This is a genomic window from Pseudazoarcus sp. NS20, assembly GCF_059703745.1.
In genome coordinates, this window is sequence record NZ_BAAKIY010000004.1 from 47,483 (window position 1) to 66,295 (window position 18,813).

Consider the following 18,813-nt stretch of genomic DNA (forward strand, 5'->3'; position numbering starts at 1 on the left):
GGTTGAACGAACCAGGAGCACAGTGCATGCAGGCCTTGATGGTGCAGGGAACGACGTCGGACGCGGGCAAGAGCACGTTGGTGGCGGGGCTGGCGCGCGTGCTGGTGCGGCGCGGGGTGCGCGTGGCGCCGTTCAAGCCGCAGAACATGGCGCTCAACTCGGCAGTGACGGTGGACGGAGGCGAAATTGGCCGGGCGCAGGCGCTGCAGGCCGTGGCGGCAGGTGTTGAGCCGCGCATCGACTTCAACCCCATCCTTCTCAAGCCGTCGAGCGACACCGGTGCGCAGGTGATCGTGCATGGCCGCGCGGTGGCGCAGCTCGATGCGCGGGCGTATCACGACTACAAGTACATCGCGATGACGGCGGTGATGGAATCCTGGCAGCGTCTGCTGGCGGAATTCGATTGCGTGCTCATCGAAGGCGCCGGCAGCCCGGCCGAGATCAATCTGCGTGACCGCGACATCGCCAACATGGGCTTTGCCGAGGCGGCGGACGTGCCCGTGATTCTGGTGGCCGACATCGACCGTGGTGGCGTCTTCGCACATCTGGTCGGCACGCTGGCATTGCTCTCGGAGAGCGAGCAGGCCCGCGTGAAGGGCTTCGTCATCAACCGCTTTCGCGGCGACATCGCGCTGCTGCAGTCGGGGCTCGATTGGCTCGAAGCACGCACGGGCAAGCCGGTGTTCGGTGTGATGCCGTATCTGCACGGGCTGTTTCTTGACGCGGAAGATGCGCTTTCCGGCAGCGAGGTGGAGAAGGGCGAGACGCTGCTCAAGGTTGCGGTGCCGGTGTTCCCGCGCATTTCCAACCACACCGATCTCGACGCCTTGCGCCTGCACCCACAGGTGGATTTCAGTTGGGTCGGGCCGGGGCAGGCCATCCCGCCAGCCGACCTCATCGTGCTGCCGGGCTCGAAGAACGTGCGCGCCGATCTGGCATGGCTGCGCGAGCAGGGTTGGGACGCTGCCATTCGGCGCCATCTGCGGTATGGCGGCCGCGTGGCGGGGCTGTGCGGGGGGTTTCAGATGCTCGGCCGCAGCGTGGCCGACCCGCAGGGCTTGGAGGATGCGCCCGGCGTCAGTGAGGGGCTGGGGCTGCTGGAGTTCGACACCGTGCTGGAAGCCGGGAAACAGCTCAGGAATGTGGAAGGCACGTGGCTCGGGGCAGACGCGCCGGTGCGCGGCTACGAGATTCACATGGGCGTGAGCCATGGCGAGGGGCTCGAGCACCCCTTGTTGCGACTGGCCGACGGGCGCCTCGAAGGGGCGTGCTCGGCCGACGGGCAAGTGCTGGGCAGCTACGTGCATGGCCTGTTCGACACGCCGCAAGCTCTCGGCGCGCTGCTGGCGTGGGCCGGTGCGCGCGATGCCGTGACGGTGGATCTGGCGGCGCGGCGCGAGGCGGATATCGACCGGCTGGCCGATGCGGTAGAGGCACACTGTGATGTCGAGGCGATGCTGCGCGCGTGCGCTGGAGCGCAGGCGTGATTCGATAAGTCTGCGCCAGCCGGCGCAAGTCATCCTCCCGGGCAACTATCCTTGATCCATGAGGCTTTGCCCGACGAGGCAATCCCAGCTGTCCCTTGAATTGCCAACCTGTTTGCGGGATGCTCCCGCGCCTTAACCTTTGGAGCCTTTCATGCCCTTGCCCGACATCCGCAACGCCCGCCCCGGTCCACAGCCGGGGTGCGTGTATCTGGTCGGCGCAGGGCCGGGCGACCCGGAATTGCTCACGCTGCGCGGCGCCACGTTGGTGGCCGGGGCGGACGTGGTGGTGTACGACAACCTCGTCAGCCCGCGCATCCTAGAACTCGCGCCCGAGTCGGCCGAGCGCGTGTACGTCGGCAAAAAGGCCGCTGACCACGTGCTGCCGCAGGATGACATCAACGCGCTGCTGGTGCGCTTTGCCCGAGAAGGGCGGCGCGTGGTGCGCCTGAAAGGGGGCGACCCGTTCATTTTCGGGCGAGGTGGTGAAGAGATGGAGGTGCTGGTCGAAGCCGGCATCACCGTCGAAGTCATTCCGGGGGTGACGGCGGCGGCGGGGGTTGCGGCCTATGCCGGCATTCCGCTGACGCATCGCGAGCATGCGCAGTCGGTGGTGTTCGCCACGGGCTTTCTGAAAGACGGTGCGCTGGATCTGGACTGGCCGATGCTGGCGCGCCCGAACCAGACGCTGGTGATCTACATGGCCATCTCACGACTGGCCGACATCTGCGCGGAACTGATGCAGCACGGTTTGCCGCCGGAGACGCCTGCGGGCGTGATCGAACGCGGCACCACGGAGGCGCAGCGCGTGTGCGTGGCGACGCTGGCGGATCTGCCGGGCAAGGTGAAGGACGCAGGCATTCGCCCGCCCGCCCTCACCGTGATCGGTGGCGTGGTGGGTTTGTACCCGCGGCTGGAATGGTTCCGCCCTTCAGGGGGCGAGGTGCGCGAAGCGCAGCACGCCGGCTGTGCCGGCGTGCATCGTGACTCCAAGCGGGGCTGAGCCCGCTCGATAGCCCTCACTTCGTCACTTCGGTTTGGCGGCCGGCGTACCGACGGTAACTTGGCTGCGCAGTTGCTCGACCGATTTCTCGCCGATCCCCGGCACATTCACAAGATCGTCAACCGTCTTGAACGGGCCGTTTTCCGTACGGTATTTGACGATGGCTGCGGCCTTGGCCGGGCCGACCCCCTTGATCTGCTCCAGTGCCACAGCGTCAGCAGAGTTGATGTTGACTGCGGCGAAGCTCAGCAGCGGCGAGAGCAGCAGTGCAAACGCAAGAACTCCAAACAGTTTCTTCATGTTGAATCTCCGGTTTTGCCACATGGCGAGACATAAATATATTCATTTGTCGTTAATGACAAGTAAATTGTTTGCGATTTGGTTAATCGTCTGGAATAGTTCGGTCGGTTGTTTTGCTTGGATTGCTTTGGCATATCTGTGCGGAGTCGGTGTACTGGCTCTGGGCTGGGTGTGCATTTGTTCACGGTTGGCGGGAGGTAGGTCCATCCGCCGGACTCTTCCGCCTATATTCAAAACCTTGTTCACGAAGGGGGCAGGCTTGAAACCGGATTCGCAAGCCCTTGAGCGCGTAGCGGCGGCTGACCGCCTCACACGTCGAGCCGTGGCGGGCTTGGCCGTCTTGCTCGTGACCTTGTGCGGCCTCGCCGTGCTGACGTTCAACGCGCTGTGGTGGTGGCACGAAGCCGCCACAAGCAAAAGCTGGGGTACCAGTCTGTGGTGGTTGGCGGTGTGCGCCTCGTCCTGCTGGCTTACGGCGCGCCTTGGGGCGTGCGTGTTCGCATCCAATCCCATGCCGCTCGGTGTGGTGCTCTCGCCCGAGTTGGCGCCGTCCCTGCACGATCTTGTCAATGGCGTGGCGCGAGATTTCGCAGGCGTACGCATCGATGCCCTGTGGATCACCGGTGACATGAACGCGGCCGTGCTGCAGCGCCCGGCCAAGGGCTTGTACGGCGCAATGCAAACCCACCTGCTCATCGGCCTGCCGCTGGTGCACAGCGTGTCAGAGCGGCAGTTGAGTGCCATTCTGGCGCACGAATTCGGCCATCTCGCATGCCAGCGGCAAGGGCGGCACGCTTGGGCCTGCCACGCGCGGGCATGGTGGTTTCGGGCGCTCGACAACTGCATTGAGCGCTTGCCCTTGTTTGGGCATGTAATTGACCGATTGACCGAATGCGATGTGGTGCAGGCCCAGGCCCTGTGCCGGCTTGAAGAGTTCGAGGCCGATCGCGCAGCGGCAAGCTCGGTCGGTGCGCCGCTGCTTGCTCAGACGCTGGTCGAGGTGGCCGCGCGCGAGCGTTTTCTGCGCTGTGACTACTGGGTGAAGGTGATGGCGCAGTGCGCACAGCGCCCGCGGCCGTCGGTGCGGCCATACCGTGACATGGGGTTCGGGATGGTGGCCGGCTTTCTGCCCTCGGCCGAGCGTGAGGATTACCTGCTGGGTGACGAGGGCGCGGAAGACGGCCTGCACCCGACGCTGTCCGAGCGCCTCGATGCACTGCAGGAGGTGCCGGTGCTGGATTCCTTCGTGGAGGATTCGGTGGCCGAGCGCCACCTTGGTGACCTGCTCGCCAGCCTCGCCTGGGAGCTCGACCGCGCGTGGTGGTCGGCCACGCGGGGGCAGTGGCGCGAGGTGTATTACCTCAGCCGTGGTGGCGTGCGCTCAGCGCGCTGAGGGATCGAGGCGGCGCTTGCCGCGCGCTTCACCGAGCGCTTCACACAGGCGCTCCGCTCCGTCGAGAAACCGCGGCGTCGGGCGTTGCACCAGATCGGGCGGTATCACGAACAGGTTGCCGCGCTCGACGGCAGCGAGCTGTGGCCAGCGCTTCCAGTCGCCCAGCCATTTCGGGTGCTCGTCGCTTGAGCCGCTGGCCACGATCACCTCGGGGTCGGCCAGCAGCACGCTTTCCACCCCCACCGTCGGTGCAATCGCCGCCAGCGAAGCGAACACGTTCTGCCCGCCGCACAGGGTGATGGCCTGAGAGATCAGGTGCTCGCCATTGACGGTCATCAGCGGCTGATTCCAGATTTGATAGAACACACGCAGGCGCGGCCCTGCGTGCATGCGTTCGGCCAGTGCCGAGGCGCGTTCGCGCAGTTCTGCCGCAGCAGGGCCGGCCTGCCCGCTGCCGGTGAGGCGGCCAATGGTTTCGATAGTGTTGGCGATGTCGTCAATGCGGCGGATTTCGTTCAGGTAGAGCGGGATGCCCAGCGCTTCGAGCCGCTGTAGTTGGGGCATGCGGTTGCCGCTGGCCCAGCCGATCACGAGATCCGGCTTGAGCGCCAGAATGGCCTCCAGGTCGAGGCTGGAATGTCGGCCGATGCGGCGTAGCTTCAGGGCTGCGGGCGGGTAGTCGCTGTATTCGTCCGCTCCGACCAGCAGGTCGCCCGCGCCGGCTGCGAACAGCAGTTCGGTGATGTGTGGGGCGAGACTGATGATGCGGCGCGCGGGGGCGTCCAAGCGCAGCTCGCGACCGGCGTCGTCGATGACGCGAATTTCTTGCGCGTGACCGGGCGCGGCCAGCAGCAGGGCGAGGGCAAGCAAGAGTGCGCGCATCACGGCCGCTCCGCCAACGGCAGCTCGCCCTGCGCCGGCTCGGCCGACGCCTGTGCGGGCGGGCCGAGGCCGCTCACGCGCACGCCGAGCAGGCGCAGGCGGCGGTCGAGCGGCACGCGTTTGAGGCACTCGCCGGCCGCGCGCCGGATGGCGGCGGCATCGGCCACCGCAGCCGGCAGGGTCAGGTCGCGCGTGACGGTGCTGAAATCGGCGTAGCGCAGCTTGATGCCGATGGTGCGGCCGGCCACGCCCTTGCGTTCAAGATCGCCCTCCAGGCGCTGACACAGTGCGGTGAAGATGCCGCTGAGCTTTTCGCGGTCGCTGCGCGGGTGCAGGTCGCGCTCGAAGGTGGTCTCGCGGCTGATCGATTTCGGCTCGGAATGCGTCACCACCGGGCGCTCGTCGCGCCCGTTGGCGGCGTCGAGAAGCCATTCCGAGTAACTGCGCCCGAAGTGTTCGCGCAGCAGGGCGGGCTCGGCGCGGGCGATGTCTCCCACGCTCTCCAGCCCCAGCGCGGCGAGCTTCTCGGCGCTTTTGGGCCCGATGCCATTGACCTTGCGCGCGGGCAGCGACCAGATGCGCGTGGCCACGTCGGCCATGGTCAGAATGGTGAGGCCGTCGGGCTTGTCAAGCTCCGAGCCGATCTTGGCCAGCAGCTTGTTCGGCGCCACCGCAATCGAGCACGACAGGCCGGTGGCTTCGCGCACGGCGCTCTTGATGCGTTGCGCCAGCGGCAGGGTGTCTTCCGCGATGTCGCTGAGGTCGATGTAGATCTCGTCAATGCCGCGGTTTTCGATGCACGGCGCAATCGCGGCCACGGCAGCCTTGAACAGGCGCGAATAGTGGCGGTAAGCATCGAAATCGGGCGGCAGCAGAATGGCCTCGGGCGCGAGCTTGGCGGCCTTCATCATGCCCATCGCCGAGAACACACCGAAGGCTCGCGCCTCGTAGGTCGAGGTGGTGACCACACCGCGCCCCGCGTAATCGGCCAGGCGAGCGAAGCGCAACGTGCCGTCTGCCAGTCGCTCGGGCTCGCCTTGCCGGCCGCCGCCGATCACCACCGCCTGCCCGCGCAGTTCGGGATAGCGCAGCAGCTCGACCGATGCGTAAAAGGCATCCATGTCGAGGTGGGCGATGCGGCGGGACGGGCTGTTCATGGTGCGCAGGAAAGGTCGGTTGCAGGCGCGAGGATACGCCGAAACCGCGCCTCGCCGTGCGTGTGCGCAAGCGCTGCGGGCGGCGTCACGTTGCACGTGCCAGCGCAAGCAGGGATGATGGCGGCCCGTATCCAATTTAGCGCGAGGCCCCGCATGACCCGCCTTCTTTCTGCCGTGCTGTTTGCCGCCGCGACGCTGGTCGCGCCCACCGCATTTGCCGAGCCGGTGACCACCGCCAGTGGCCTGGTATTCGAGGAATTGCAGGCCGGTGAGGGTGCGACCCCCGGTGCGCGCGACCGCGTGCGCGTGCATTACCGCGGCACCTTCATGGACGGCCGCGAGTTCGACAGCTCCTACGCCCGCGGCCAGCCCATCGACTTCCGTCTGGATCAGGTCATCGCTTGCTGGACCGAGGGCGTGCAGCGCATGAAGGTAGGCTCCAAGGCCCGCCTGACCTGCCCGCCGTCCATCGCCTACGGCAGCCGCGGCGCCGGGCGTGTGATTCCCCCCAATGCCACGCTGCAGTTCGAAGTCGAGCTGCTCGACGTGCTGCGCTGACCCCTCTCTTACGAACCGAGGTTGTTCACCATGTCTCTCGACACCATCGAACAGGAAACCGGCAAGAACCCCGAAGCCAGCATCATCGTGATGCACGGCCTGGGTGCCGACGGCAATGACTTCGTGCCGATTTGCGACCAGCTCGACCTTTCGGCGGTCGGTCCCGTGCGCTACATCTTCCCGCATGCGCCGGTGCGCCCGGTGACCATCAACGGCGGCTACCGCATGCGCGCGTGGTTCGACGTGCTGAGCTTCGAGCGTGGCAAGAACGAAGACGAAAAAGGGCTGCGCGAGTCGCAAGCCGACATCTCCGCGTTGATCGACGCCGAGATCGCGCGCGGCGTGCCGGCCGAGCGCATCGTGCTGATGGGCTTTTCGCAGGGCTGCGCCATGACGCTGATGACGGGCGTGCGCTACGGCAAGCGTCTGGCTGGCTTGGTAGGGCTGTCCGGTTACCTGCCGCTGTCCGACACCACCGCGGACGAGCGCAGCGAAGCAAGCGCCGGCGTGCCGATCTTCCTCGCGCACGGCACGGCCGACCCGGTGATTCCGTTCGCACGAGCCGAAGCCGCGCGTGACGTGCTCACCGGTCTGGGCTACCCGGTCGAATGGCGTCCGTACAGCATGGTGCACACCGTCACGCCGCAAGAGCTGCGCGACATTCACGCCTTCCTGCTCAAAGTGCTGGCGCGATGAGCGAGGCTGCGCCGCGCATCGTCTGGAACGACGCCGAAGGGCAGACGCACTCTGCCCGCTGGCTCAGCGAGAGTGGCGCAAAGCCCCCGGCGCGCGTGGTGCTGGCCGACGACACCTTGTCGGCCGACGCGGCCTACCGTCTGGCCTGCGAGGGCACGGCGCTGCTGTGGCAGAGCGACTTTCACAATGCCCGCCAGTTGCTGCAGGCCATGGGGCGGCGCTTTGACCGCAGCCGTGCCAAGCGCCGCGCCTCGGCCGCGCCCGCTCCGGCCGAAGCTTTCCATCTGTACCGCATGGCGCAGGCGCAGCGCGCCCGCACGCTGGGCCTGTTGCTGATTCCGCTCGAGCCCGGCTGGCATGTGCCGCTCGGGCGGGCGCCGGATATGGTGGCGGCGTGCACCGCGGCGTGGGGTGATCTAAGCGAAGCAGCAGTGGTTTCCCTGCGCGAACTGCAGGGCGCTTCGGGCGCCCATCAGTGGCAACTCAACGGCGTCGAAGTGCCGGCGCTGGGCGGGCGCATTCACGCACGCTACGGCGTGTTTTCACCCGTGCGAGGTGAGTATGTCGATCTGGTGGCGCGTGCGCCCCTGCCACGCACTGCGCTGGCGTTCGATATCGGCACCGGCACCGGGGTGCTGGCGGCGGTGCTGGCGCAGCGCGGGGTCGAGCGTGTGGTTGCTACCGATACTTCACCCCGCGCGTTGGCTTGTGCGCGTGAAAACTTCACGCGCCTGGGGCTCGCCCAGCGCGTCGAACTGCTTGAAGCCGATCTCTTCCCGCCCGGTCGCGCCGGCCTCATCGTATGCAACCCGCCATGGCTGCCAGCCAAGGCCGGGTCGTCGCTGGATCGTGCCGTGTATGACCCCGACGGCGCCATGCTCAAGGGCTTTCTCGCTGGCCTGGCCGAGCATCTGGACGAAGGCGGCGAGGGCTGGCTGATTCTGTCGGATCTGGCCGAGCGGCTGGGTTTGCGCGCCGAAGGCGAGCTCGAGCGCGCGTTCGAATCGGCGGGTCTGCAGGTGGCCGGCCGGCTGGACGCGCGCCCGCAGCATGGCCGGGCCTCAGACCCGGACGACCCGTTGCACGCTGCCCGCAAAGACGAAATCACCTCTCTGTGGCGGCTCCGCGTGGCCGGCTGACTCCGTCACGCAGCTGTAACCGCGGCGCCGAATAATGTGATCCCCGCCACAGGAGGTCACGCCCATGGGCCGCATGCTTGCCGAAGATTTCGCGCCGCTCCAGGCCAATGCGCCCGCTTGTGGCGCATTGGCCATGCCGCGCTCTCCCGTGGATGCGATCATTGACGAAGGGCGGCTGCGCTTCGTTTTTCAGCCGATTGCCGACATCACCAGCGTTGCCGTCTTCGGTTTCGAAGCGCTCATGCGCGGTCCGGTCGGGTCGCCGTTGGAATCCCCCGAAGTCATGCTGCGCGTGGCCCACGACGAGGGGCGTCTGCTTGAGCTGGAAATCGCCGCGGCGCTGGGTGCGATTGCCGCCTTCGGGCAACTGCGTTTGCCGGGCAAACTTTTCATCAACCTTGGCGCGCCGGCCATCGAGGCCTTTGCCGAAGACCGAGGCGCCTTGCTGTTCCGTGCTGCGGTGGATGCCGGCATTGCGCCGGCACGGCTGATGATCGAGCTGACCGAGCACGAGCGCGTCGAGCATCCCGAGCGTCTGCGCGAGGCGCTCACCGTCTTCTCTGCGCAGGACATCGGGCTGGCGCTCGACGACTTCGGCGACGGCCGCTCCAGCCTGCGGCTGTGGTCGCAGTTGCGGCCGGCCATCGTCAAGCTCGACAAGTACTTCACGCGCGATGTGCACCGCGACCCGCGCAAGGTCGATGTGGTGCGCGCCATGCTGACGCTGGCCGAGCGCTTCGGCACTTTGCTGGTGGCCGAGGGCATCGAAACGCCGGCCGAGCTGGCCGTGCTGCGCGATCTGGGCTGTCGTTACGCCCAAGGTTATCTGCTCGGCCGGCCGCTTGAGCAGCCGGCGTCGGTGTTGCCGTCGGACGTGGATTCGGTGCTGATCTCGTCGAAGATCGCCGTGCTGCCGAATGCCATGCCCGACCCGCACCCCGACCACACGGTGGCCAGGCTGATCGTCGAGGCGCCCACCGTGCCGACGGATGAATGCAACGACGAGGTGCGGCGCGTGTTCGCCCGCTGGCCGGATTTGCACGCGGTGGCCGTGGTGGATGGCGACTACCCGGTGGGCCTGATCGACCGGCGCACCTTTCTGGATCGCTACGCCCAGCCGTATTTCAATGATCTGTACGGCCGACGCGCGTGCTCGGGGATGATGAATTCGCGCCCGCTGCGCGTGGATCGTTCGGTGCCCATCGAATCGATGGTTCGCATGCTGGCGGGGGACGATCAACGCTACCTGTTCGAAGGCTTCATCGTCACCGACAGCGGGCGCTACGCCGGCCTCGCCACGGGCGAAAGCCTGGTGCGCGCGGTAACCGAGCGCCGCATCGAGGCTGCCCGCCATGCCAACCCGCTGACGCTGCTGCCCGGCAACATCCCCATCACCGAACATATCCGCCGCCTGCTCTCGGCCGACGCGAGCTTTGCGGCGTGCTACTTCGATCTCAACAACTTCAAGCCGTACAACGATCTGTATGGCTACTGGCGCGGGGACGAGATGATCAAGCTCGCCGCCCAGACCATTCTCGAAGCTTGCGACCAGGGGCAGGACTTCATCGGCCATGTGGGCGGCGACGACTTCGTCGTGTTGTTCCAGAGTGAGGACTGGGGACTGCGCTGTCGCCGCGCAGTGCACGAGTTCGCTGCCCGGGCGCGCTCCTTGTTCAACCAGGCCGACCTTGATCGCAACGGCTTCGAAAGCGAGGACCGCCGCGGCTTTCGTGCCTTCTTTCCGCTCACCGCACTGTCGGTGGGGGCGGTGGAGGTCGTGCCGGGGCAATATCGCTCGCCCGAAGACGTGGCTTCCGCGGCAGCCGCCGCCAAGAAGGTCGCCAAGGGTGCGCCGGGCGGCTTTCACCTGCAGGCCTTCGAGGCTGCGCAGTCAGGCGGTATTCGCTGATTCCTGCGGCAGGGCGCTACAATCGCCCCTGCATTTGCGGGCAGGCCCTCTGCCGGCAACAACCGCACGGAATCTCATGCAAACCATAGCGCCTGCCGAACTTTCCCGCCGCCTCTCCCAGCCGGAGCATCCGGCGCCCCTGCTGCTGGATGTGCGCGAACCTTGGGAGTTCGCCACGTGTCACATCGCTGGTTCGCTCTCGATGCCCATGTCGAGCGTGCCGGCCCGTGCCGAAGAACTCGACCCCGAGGCTGAGATCGTGGTGGTGTGCCACCACGGCATGCGCAGCGCCCAGGTTTGCATGTTCCTCGAACGTCAGGGCTTTTTGAGGGTCATCAACCTTTCGGGTGGCGTGGCTGCATGGGCGGCCGATGTCGATCCGTCCATGCCCCAGTATTGATCGGAGTTCTTGATGAAGCGTACCTTGGTTGCCTGCATTGCCAGTCTTTTCTCGATGGCCGCCTCTGCAGCCGACCTGATAGGTACCTATCAACGCGCCTTGGCCAACGACGCAGAATTTGCAGCTGCGCAAGCTGACCTGCTGGCCGGGCAGGAGCGTGCGGTGCAAGGGCGCTCAGGCCTTCTGCCCGACGTCGCCCTGACGGCCAGCGCCGCGCGCAACCTGAGCGACCCGTCAGGCATGCCCTCGGAGAGCTACAGCAGCAACGCCTGGCGTGTGCAACTCACCCAGCCGCTGTTCCGCATGCAGAATTTCATCGTCGCCCAGCAGGGCGAGTTGCAGACCAGCCTGGCCGGCGTGCGCTTCGGTCAGGCGCGACAAGACCTCATCCTGCGCGTGGCCGAAGGCTATTTCGGCGTGCTCAATTCGCTGGATTCGCTGGATGCCGTCGTGCAATTGCGTGAGGCGGCCGAAGAGCAGCTCGAGATTGCGCGCACCAGCTTTGAAGTGGGCACGGTCACCATCACCGACGTGCATGAAGCGCAGTCGCGCCATGACCTCGCCCAGGCGCAGGTCATTGCCGCCAAAGCTGCTTTGGATGTCGCTGAAGACATGCTCGCCCGCATTATTGGCGGTGAGCCGGGCGAGCTTGCACGTTTGCGCCCGGGGGTTGGCTTTGCGCCGCCTGTGCCGGCGGACTCGGGCAGTTGGGTGGATGCCGCTTCGGGCGCCAGCCTTGAAGTGCAGATCCAGACGCTGCAGCAGGAGATCGCCTTGCGCGAGGTGGAGCGCGCACGCGCGGGCCATCTTCCGACGCTTGATCTGGTGGCCAGCCACGGCTCCGGCACACGCCAGAACAACGGCTTGAGCCCGCGCGCGGATACGAGCTCGATCGGCGTGCAGTTCAACATGCCCTTGTACGCCGGCGGGCGCATTTCGTCGGTTTCGCGCGAAACGGCGGCGCTCAAAGTGCAGGCCGATGCCGAACTCGAATCGGCCCGCCGCGGTTCCGCCCTGGCCGCACGCGAGGCGTATCTGGGCGTGTCGAGCGGCTTGGCACGCATTCGTGCGCTGGAGGCGGCAGAGGTTTCATCCTTGTCCGCACTTGATGCGAACCGAACGGGTTACGAGGTGGGGGTGCGCATCAACATCGATGTACTGAACTCGCTGACGCAGCTTGCCGAAACGCGTCAGGAGCTGGCGCGTGCGCGCTACGACACGCTCCTGGCCCAACTTCGGCTGAAGGCGGCTTCAGGTTCGCTGGACGAGCCGGATCTGGCTGAAATCAACGGGCTGCTGCAGCCCTGATGGGCGGTGGCTGCCAATCGGTGCCCGACCCGACCCGACCCGACCCGACTCAACCTAATCCTGGCCGAGGTGGCTTGGCTGAACGCTGGTCTCTTACCGAATGCTCGGGGTGGTTTTCGGCGATAGAGATGGTTTGCCGGAGGTATGGGCTGCGACGCTTTTCATGTTTTTTGGGGTGAGGTCGTCATGTTGGCCTTGACTGGCCGGGGCGAAATCCCGGCCGGTCAAGGCCAAACAAAGAACTCACGTGAAAGCACCCCAGCGCATGACTCATGCACCTTGGCTCAAAGCTCAAGTTCGAAAAGCCGCGAGCATTTTCTCAAGCCCCCAGCCGACCCTCGATCATCCGCATCGTATGCGTCGTCGCCCCCCGATGCGCCGCAGTGAAAGCAAGCCCGGCCTGCGAGGCATAAGACCGCGCATCAGCGTCGCCTATCAGGGCGAGCGCCGCGCGCACGCCATGGGCTGCGTCTGCGGCGCGTATGGCAGCGCCGCATTCGACGGCCTGTTCCGCGACCTGCAGGAAGTTGAAGGTGTGCGGGCCGATCAGCACGGGCGTGCCGACGGCGCAGGCCTCGATCAGGTTCTGACCGCCGAAGGGCAGCCAGCTGCCGCCGATCAATGCGGCGTCTGCCGTGGCGTACCACGCGAACATCTCGCCCATCGAGTCTCCGAGCCACACACGCGTATCTGCGTCGATTGCCTCGTTACGGCTGCGGCGCGCGAGCTTCAGGCCGCGGGCGGTGACCAGCGCCGCGACCTCGTCGAAGCGCTGTGGGTGACGCGGCACGAGGATGAGCAGCCTGTCTTCAGGCGCCTGTTGCACGAAGGCGTCAATAATTAGTGCCTCCTCACCGTCACGTGTGCTGGCGGCCAGCAGCGTCGGGCGGGTGCCGCGCAGGGCGCGGAAGTGCGCACCCAGTTCAAGCTGGGCGGCGGGCGGGTCGATGTCGAACTTCACGTTGCCGGTGATTTCGACATCGCGAGCGCCGATGCTGCGCAGACGGTCGGCATCACCCGCGGTTTGCGCGCCGATGGCATCGAGCGCACCGACGGTGAGCGCGGCCAGCGAGGGCCAGCGCGCATAGCGTCGGGCAGAGCGCTGTGACAGGCGTGCATTGGCCAGCAGCACCGGAATCCCCAGCTCGCGCGCTGTGAGCAGGGTGTTGGGCCACAGCTCGGTTTCCATGACGATGCCGATGCGCGGGCGAAAGTGCATGAAGAAGCGGCGCGCCAGAAAGGGCAGGTCATAGGGTAGCCACACGATGTGAACACCGTCGTCTTTGCCGAACAAGGCCTGTGCGGTTTCGCGCCCGGTTGGCGTCATCTGCGTGAGCACCACCGTGTGATCCGGCCAGCGCTGGCGCAACGTGCGCACCAGCGGTTCGGCTGCGCGGGTTTCACCCACTGAGACCGCATGCAGCCAGATGGATTTTGCGGGCGGCGCGCCACGGAAGCACGCGAAGCGTTGGCAGAGATCGCGCACATAGCCCGGTTGGCGGCGTGAGCGCCAGATGAGACGCAGCACGACGAAGGGAAGCGCGACGAACCACAGCAGGGAGTAGATGAGGCGGGCGAGCATGCGGCGCGACCACGGCGGCGGGGTGCCCAGTATAGCGAACCGCAGCGTGCGATAATCAAGCCGTGTCTGATCCCACGGCGACCCACGCATGAAAGTCCTCGTTACCGGCGCTGCCGGCTTCATCGGCATGCACGTGAGCGAAGTCTTGCTCGCGCGCGGTGATGAAGTCGTCGGCCTCGACAATCTCAACGACTATTACGACCCCTCGCTGAAAGAGGCGCGGTTGGCACGGCTCACGCCGCAGGCGGGCTTTCGTTTCGTGCGCATGGATGTGGCCGATCGCGAGGCCATGGCGCGCTTGTTCGCCGAGGAGCGCTTTGATCGCGTGGTGCATCTGGCCGCCCAGGCCGGTGTACGCTATTCGCTGCAGAACCCGCACGCCTATGTCGACAGCAACCTGGTCGGCTTCATGAACATCCTCGAAGGCTGCCGCCACGGCAAGGTGCAGCATCTGGTGTATGCCAGCAGTTCCAGCGTGTATGGCGGCAACGAGAAGATGCCGTTCTCGGAGCACGACAGCGTCGACCACCCGGTCAGCCTGTATGCCGCGACCAAGAAGGCCAACGAATTGATGGCACATACCTACAGCCATCTGTACGGACTGCCGACCACCGGGCTGCGCTTTTTCACCGTGTATGGCCCGTGGGGGCGGCCCGACATGGCGCTGTTCCTGTTCGTGTCGGCCATTCTCGAAGGGCGTGCCATCGACGTGTTCAACCACGGTCAGATGCGGCGGGATTTCACCTACATCGACGACATCGTGCAGGGGGTGGTGCGCACGCTCGACCGCGTGCCGCAAGCCGACCCGGGTTACGACGCCATTGCGGCAGACCCCGCGCGGTCGCATGCGCCCTACCGCGTGTTCAACATCGGCAACAACGACCCGGTGCCGCTGATGGATTTCATCGCCGCCATCGAGGCCACGCTGGGCCGCGAGGCGCAGAAGAACATGCTGCCGATGCAGGCCGGTGACGTGCCGGCGACCAGCGCCGACACCGCCGAGCTGGCCGAATGGGTAGGCTTCGCGCCGTCAACCCCCGTAAAACAGGGTGTAGGCCGCTTCGTGGCCTGGTACCGCGAATACTACGGACGCTGATGGCTACCTACGCAATTGGCGACATTCAGGGGTGCTACACCCCGTTCTCACGCCTGCTTGACCGCATCCGCTTTGATCCGTCCGAAGACCGCCTGTGGATCGCGGGCGATCTGGTCAATCGTGGCCCGCATTCGGCCGAAGTTCTGCGCAAGGTGCGCAGTCTTGGGGGCGCGGCCGTCTGCGTGCTCGGCAACCACGATCTCTATTTGCTGATGTTGGCTGGGGGCGTGGTGCAGCGCGGGCGTGACGATACGCTCGACAACGTGCTCAAGGCGTCTGACCGCGAAGAGTTGCTCGACTGGCTGGCGGGCTGCCCGATGGCGCACGTCGAGAACCAGCACGTGCTGGTGCACGCCGGGCTGGTGCCGCAATGGAGTGCAGCCGACGCGCTGGCTCTGGGGGGCGAAGTCGAGGCCGCGCTGCGCGGGCCGCGCGCCAAGGACTTTCTCAAGCACCTGTTCGGCGACAAGCCAAGTAAGTGGAGTGCCGATCTGAAAGGCTGGGAGCGTCTGCGCTTCATCGTGAACACGATGACGCGCATGCGTTTCTGTTCGCCCGAAGGGCGTCTGGCGCTTGATGGCAAGGGGCCTCCGAACAAGGGGCCTTCCGGCACCGTGCCGTGGTTTCGTGCCAACAAACCCTCCTGGCGCGGCCACACCGTGGTGTGCGGACATTGGTCGGCACTGGGCTTTCACCGCGAGCCGGGGTTGATTGCGCTCGATTCGGGCTGTGTGTGGGGCGGGAAGCTCACCGCCGTGCGCCTCGAAGACGGGCAGGCCTTCCAGGAAAACGGCTAAGCTGCGCGCTGCTCTGTGTGCGACGTGTCGTCGTCGGGCCTTACCTGCTCTGCGATGCGCGCCTGTAAGGCATTGGCGATCGGTCGCCGGTCGGCCTCGGCGGAATACACCTCCGCTTCCATCACCACCACGTCGGCCACGATCTTCGGCTCTCGGATGATGTTGCTGATGCATTCGAGCAGTGACATTTCGCCGTAATAGGCCGCAGCGCGAGTGTATTGCCCACCGGCGTCACGGTAGCGGATCGCCAGCGGCTGGATCGGCCGGGCAGCATCCAGCGCAGGCTGCAGCAGCGCTGCGTGGAAGTGCTGCACGTGGCTGCCGTCGGTGGTCGTGCCTTCGGGGAACAGCGCCACGGTGGTGCCGGCCTGCAGGCTGCCGGTGATTTCCCCGCCGACAATGCGCGCGTGGCCGCGGCTGCCGCGTTGCAGGAATACAGTCTCGTTGGTGGCGGCGAGCCAGCCGATGGCGGGCCACTTGCGCACTTCGGCCTTCGAGATGAACGCTGCCGGAGACAGCGCGTTGATCACGAAGATGTCGATCCAGGACACATGGTTGGCCACCAGCAGCGTGCCCGGCGAAATGCGCTCGCCGCTGCCGCGCAATTCGATGCCCACGATATACAGCAGGCGATGTGACCAACGCTGGCGCAGCGCACGCCGCTTCTGCGTGGAGGCGAACGGAAAGATGGCGATGACGGTGCCCAGGCCGACGAACAGGTGCAGCGTCAGACGCAGTCTGCGCCACAGGCGCATTGCAAGGCCAGGGGGCTTCAGTCCGGGCGGCCGACGTAATGGCGGGCGTAGCGACTCTGCAGCCGGTTCATCGGCAGCAGGATCGGCAGGTCCGCCGTGTTGAAATCCGGATCCCATGCAGGTTCCCCACAAATCCAGGCGCCCGCGCGCAGATAGCCTTTGATCAACGGCGGGGTGTGCGTTTCGAGGTTGCCGCGCAGTCGGTCCAGCGGCAGCGGGTGGCGCGGGAATACGTGATATTCAAGCGGCGCCAGGTGAGCGTCTTTGAGCTGATTGTACAGGCTGGCGGCATTGTGGCCGCCGTCGGCCATGCTCACCGAGGCGCAGCCCATCAGGTATTCGTAGTTGTTCTCGAGCATGTAGCGCGCCAGGCCCGACCACAGCAGGGTGATCACCGCTCCGCTGCGGTACTCCGGGTCGATGCACGAGCGCCCGATCTCGACGATGCGGCTCTTCAGGTGCTGCAGGCGAGTGATGTCGAACTCGTTCTCGGAGTAGTACCCGCCCACCTTGCGCGCTGCCGAGGGCGACAGGATGCGGTAGGTGCCGACGATGCGGCCGAGGTTTTCGTCGCGCACGATCAGGTGTTCGCAGAACGGGTCGTATACGTCGCGATCGACACCCGGCGTGCGGGTCGGCAGGCGTGCGCCCATCTCGTCGTGGAACACGCGGTAGCGCAGTTTTTGCGCTTCCAGAATCTCGGTTTCGCAGGTCGCCAGCGTAACGTGCAGGCTGCGTGGTTCGCGCAGGAAGGCACGGCGTTCGGTCTGCAACATGGTCTTTTCCTCTTCGCTCTTCTGTGTGCGGGCAGTTTGAGAAGGGCGCATTGCAGCGCAATGACGCGAGTGTTACGCCGCGGTTACGGCTGCTCAGTGTGGCGGGCGCCTATAATCGTGCTTTCGCCAAAGGGGTGGGAGATGAGCATTCTGGTGTGCGGTTCGATGGCCTACGACACGATCATGGTGTTCCATGATCGCTTCCGCAATCACATCCTGCCGGAGCAGATCCACATCCTGAACGTGTCGTTTCTGGTGCCCGACATGCGCCGCGAATTCGGTGGGTGCGCCGGCAACATCGCCTACAACCTGGCCCTGCTGGGTGCCGACGCCCGCATCATGGCTACGGTGGGTGACGACATCGCTCCGTATTTCGAGCGTCTCGCCAGCCTGGGGCTGTCTCGCGAAAACGTGCGTAGAGTGCCTGGCACTTTCACCGCGCAAGCCTTCATCACCACCGACCTCGACGATAACCAGATCACCGCTTTCCACCCCGGCGCGATGAATCACGCCCACGAGAATCACGTTGGCGACGCACCCGGTGTGAAGCTCGGCATCGTTGCGCCCGACGGGCGAGACGGCATGCTGCAGCACGCCGAGCAATTTGCCGAAGCCGGCATTCCGTTCATCTTCGATCCGGGCCAGGGACTGCCGTTGTTCGATCGTGAGGATTTGTTGCGCTTTCTGAACCTTGCGACGTGGTGTGCCGTCAACGACTACGAAGCGCAGATGTTGTGCGAGCGCAGCGGCTTGACGCTTGAGGGCATTGCCGCCTTGGTTGAGGCGCTGGTCGTGACGCGCGGCCCGCAAGGGTCAAGAATCTACGTGCAGGGCCGGTGCATCGAAGTGCCGTGTGTCGCAGCCGAGAGCATCGAAGATCCGACGGGCTGCGGCGATGCCTACCGCGCGGGCTTGTTGTACGGCATTGCCAATGAAATGGAGTGGGAGCGCTGTGGCCGACTTGCGTCGGTGATGGGCGCGCTGAAGATCGCACACCGCGGCGGGCAAAATCACAGCCCTTCCCGCGACGATATTGCTAATGTGTATCGCAGTGCTTTTGGTGAGGAGTTATGGGCATGAAGATCGTTAAAAATCGAGCAGGTTGGATGGTTTTGGCGTTGGCCGCGTTGATGCTGGCAGGCTGCGCCTCTGGCCTGGGGGGTGGAACCTACGAGCGCGGCGAGGCTCGGCGTGCGATGGAAGTCGAGGTGGCGACCGTCGAATCGGTCCGTCAAGTCCGCTTGGAAGGCACCAAGTCGCCGGTCGGTACGATCGCGGGTGGCGCAGTGGGCGGCATCGCAGGCAGCGGTGTCGGCGGCGGCAGCGGACGTACCATCGCCATGGTGCTTGGTGCGGTGGCCGGTGGCTTGGCCGGTTCCGCCGTGGAAGAGGGTGTGACGCGTCAGACGGGGGTCGAGGTAACCGTGGTGACGGCGAACGGGCGCATGCTGGCCGTGGTGCAGGAAGATCAGGGCGAGAATTTCCGCCCCGGTGAGCGTGTTCGCCTGGTCAGAGACGGCAGCACGATGCGTGTGACGCGCTGATCGATTGAATGGCACCAAGCAAAAGCGGCCTTCT

Annotated in this window: 19 protein-coding genes; 13 read left to right on the forward strand and 6 right to left on the reverse strand. The window is 65.8% G+C overall.

Going from position 1 to position 18,813, the window contains the following annotated elements; genetic code table 11:
• The first annotated feature begins 26 nt into the window (after positions 1-26).
• Both AC6H0W_RS11930 and cobA read left to right on the forward strand, forming a co-directional pair.
• Positions 27-1,487 carry a cobyric acid synthase gene (locus AC6H0W_RS11930; RefSeq protein ID WP_497577402.1) on the forward strand — a complete coding sequence of 487 codons (1,461 nt, stop codon included), beginning with the start codon at positions 27-29 and terminating at the stop codon, positions 1,485-1,487.
• Between the two features lie 151 nt (positions 1,488-1,638).
• Positions 1,639-2,487 carry a uroporphyrinogen-III C-methyltransferase gene (gene cobA / locus AC6H0W_RS11935; protein ID WP_497577403.1) on the forward strand — a complete coding sequence of 283 codons (849 nt, stop codon included), beginning with the start codon at positions 1,639-1,641 and terminating at the stop codon, positions 2,485-2,487.
• Between the two features lie 24 nt (positions 2,488-2,511).
• Here cobA and AC6H0W_RS11940 read toward each other — a convergent pair whose 3' ends face one another.
• Positions 2,512-2,787: a ComEA family DNA-binding protein gene (locus AC6H0W_RS11940; RefSeq protein WP_497577404.1), complete on the reverse strand. Its 276-nt coding sequence runs from the start codon at positions 2,785-2,787 to the stop codon at positions 2,512-2,514.
• A 259-nt stretch (positions 2,788-3,046) separates the two neighbouring features.
• Between AC6H0W_RS11940 and AC6H0W_RS11945 the strand changes: the two genes are divergently transcribed.
• Positions 3,047-4,180 (forward strand): M48 family metallopeptidase, encoded by a 1,134-nt coding sequence (locus AC6H0W_RS11945; RefSeq protein WP_497577405.1) that lies wholly within the window; start codon positions 3,047-3,049, stop codon positions 4,178-4,180.
• On the opposite strand, the gene AC6H0W_RS11950 is transcribed toward AC6H0W_RS11945, so the two are convergent.
• Entirely contained in the window at positions 4,169-5,062 is an 894-nt protein-coding gene (locus AC6H0W_RS11950) for a cobalamin-binding protein (protein ID WP_497577406.1), read from the reverse strand. The genes AC6H0W_RS11945 and AC6H0W_RS11950 overlap by 12 nt on opposite strands.
• Positions 5,062-6,219: a DNA polymerase IV gene (gene dinB, locus AC6H0W_RS11955; RefSeq protein WP_497577407.1), complete on the reverse strand. Its 1,158-nt coding sequence runs from the start codon at positions 6,217-6,219 to the stop codon at positions 5,062-5,064. Before dinB ends, AC6H0W_RS11950 begins: the two co-directional genes overlap by 1 nt.
• Positions 6,220-6,372: 153 nt before the next feature.
• Here dinB and AC6H0W_RS11960 point away from each other — a divergent pair, with 153 nt between their 5' ends.
• The 6 genes from AC6H0W_RS11960 to AC6H0W_RS11985 all read left to right on the forward strand — a co-directional run bounded on the left by AC6H0W_RS11960 (position 6,373) and on the right by AC6H0W_RS11985 (position 12,229).
• Positions 6,373-6,777 (forward strand): FKBP-type peptidyl-prolyl cis-trans isomerase, encoded by a 405-nt coding sequence (locus AC6H0W_RS11960; protein WP_497577408.1) that lies wholly within the window; start codon positions 6,373-6,375, stop codon positions 6,775-6,777.
• 30 nt (positions 6,778-6,807) lie between these two features.
• Entirely contained in the window at positions 6,808-7,473 is a 666-nt protein-coding gene (locus tag AC6H0W_RS11965; protein ID WP_497577409.1) for an alpha/beta hydrolase, read from the forward strand.
• Entirely contained in the window at positions 7,470-8,612 is a 1,143-nt protein-coding gene (locus AC6H0W_RS11970; protein ID WP_497577410.1) for a methyltransferase, read from the forward strand. Before AC6H0W_RS11965 ends, AC6H0W_RS11970 begins: the two co-directional genes overlap by 4 nt.
• Before the next feature lie 64 nt (positions 8,613-8,676).
• Positions 8,677-10,521 carry an EAL domain-containing protein gene (locus tag AC6H0W_RS11975; protein ID WP_497577411.1) on the forward strand — a complete coding sequence of 615 codons (1,845 nt, stop codon included), beginning with the start codon at positions 8,677-8,679 and terminating at the stop codon, positions 10,519-10,521.
• A 76-nt stretch (positions 10,522-10,597) separates the two neighbouring features.
• Positions 10,598-10,921, forward strand: coding sequence for a rhodanese-like domain-containing protein (locus AC6H0W_RS11980; protein ID WP_497577412.1), 324 nt, complete (start codon positions 10,598-10,600; stop codon positions 10,919-10,921).
• Between the two features lie 12 nt (positions 10,922-10,933).
• Entirely contained in the window at positions 10,934-12,229 is a 1,296-nt protein-coding gene (locus tag AC6H0W_RS11985; RefSeq protein WP_497577413.1) for a TolC family outer membrane protein, read from the forward strand.
• Between the two features lie 319 nt (positions 12,230-12,548).
• Here AC6H0W_RS11985 and waaA read toward each other — a convergent pair whose 3' ends face one another.
• Entirely contained in the window at positions 12,549-13,811 is a 1,263-nt protein-coding gene (waaA, locus tag AC6H0W_RS11990; protein ID WP_497577414.1) for a lipid IV(A) 3-deoxy-D-manno-octulosonic acid transferase, read from the reverse strand.
• 88 nt (positions 13,812-13,899) lie between these two features.
• On the opposite strand from waaA, the gene AC6H0W_RS11995 reads away from it, so the two are divergent.
• Both AC6H0W_RS11995 and AC6H0W_RS12000 read left to right on the forward strand, forming a co-directional pair.
• A complete protein-coding gene (locus tag AC6H0W_RS11995) occupies positions 13,900-14,907 on the forward strand; it encodes an NAD-dependent epimerase (protein WP_497577415.1) in 1,008 nt (335 codons plus the stop codon).
• A complete protein-coding gene (locus tag AC6H0W_RS12000; protein WP_497577416.1) occupies positions 14,907-15,704 on the forward strand; it encodes a symmetrical bis(5'-nucleosyl)-tetraphosphatase in 798 nt (265 codons plus the stop codon). Before AC6H0W_RS11995 ends, AC6H0W_RS12000 begins: the two co-directional genes overlap by 1 nt.
• Here AC6H0W_RS12000 and AC6H0W_RS12005 read toward each other — a convergent pair.
• Complete coding sequence (locus tag AC6H0W_RS12005; RefSeq protein WP_497577417.1) at positions 15,701-16,459, reverse strand: lysophospholipid acyltransferase family protein; 759 nt, start codon at positions 16,457-16,459, stop codon at positions 15,701-15,703. The genes AC6H0W_RS12000 and AC6H0W_RS12005 overlap by 4 nt on opposite strands.
• Before the next feature lie 17 nt (positions 16,460-16,476).
• Positions 16,477-17,235 carry a GNAT family N-acetyltransferase gene (locus AC6H0W_RS12010; protein ID WP_497577418.1) on the reverse strand — a complete coding sequence of 253 codons (759 nt, stop codon included), beginning with the start codon at positions 17,233-17,235 and terminating at the stop codon, positions 16,477-16,479.
• A 141-nt stretch (positions 17,236-17,376) separates the two neighbouring features.
• Here AC6H0W_RS12010 and AC6H0W_RS12015 point away from each other — a divergent pair, with 141 nt between their 5' ends.
• Together AC6H0W_RS12015 and AC6H0W_RS12020 are read left to right on the forward strand one after the other, a co-directional pair.
• Positions 17,377-18,315, forward strand: a complete 939-nt coding sequence (locus AC6H0W_RS12015) for a carbohydrate kinase family protein (protein WP_497577419.1) — start codon at positions 17,377-17,379, stop codon at positions 18,313-18,315.
• Positions 18,312-18,779, forward strand: coding sequence for an outer membrane lipoprotein (locus AC6H0W_RS12020; RefSeq protein ID WP_497577420.1), 468 nt, complete (start codon positions 18,312-18,314; stop codon positions 18,777-18,779). Before AC6H0W_RS12015 ends, AC6H0W_RS12020 begins: the two co-directional genes overlap by 4 nt.
• Positions 18,780-18,813: the final 34 nt, after the last annotated feature.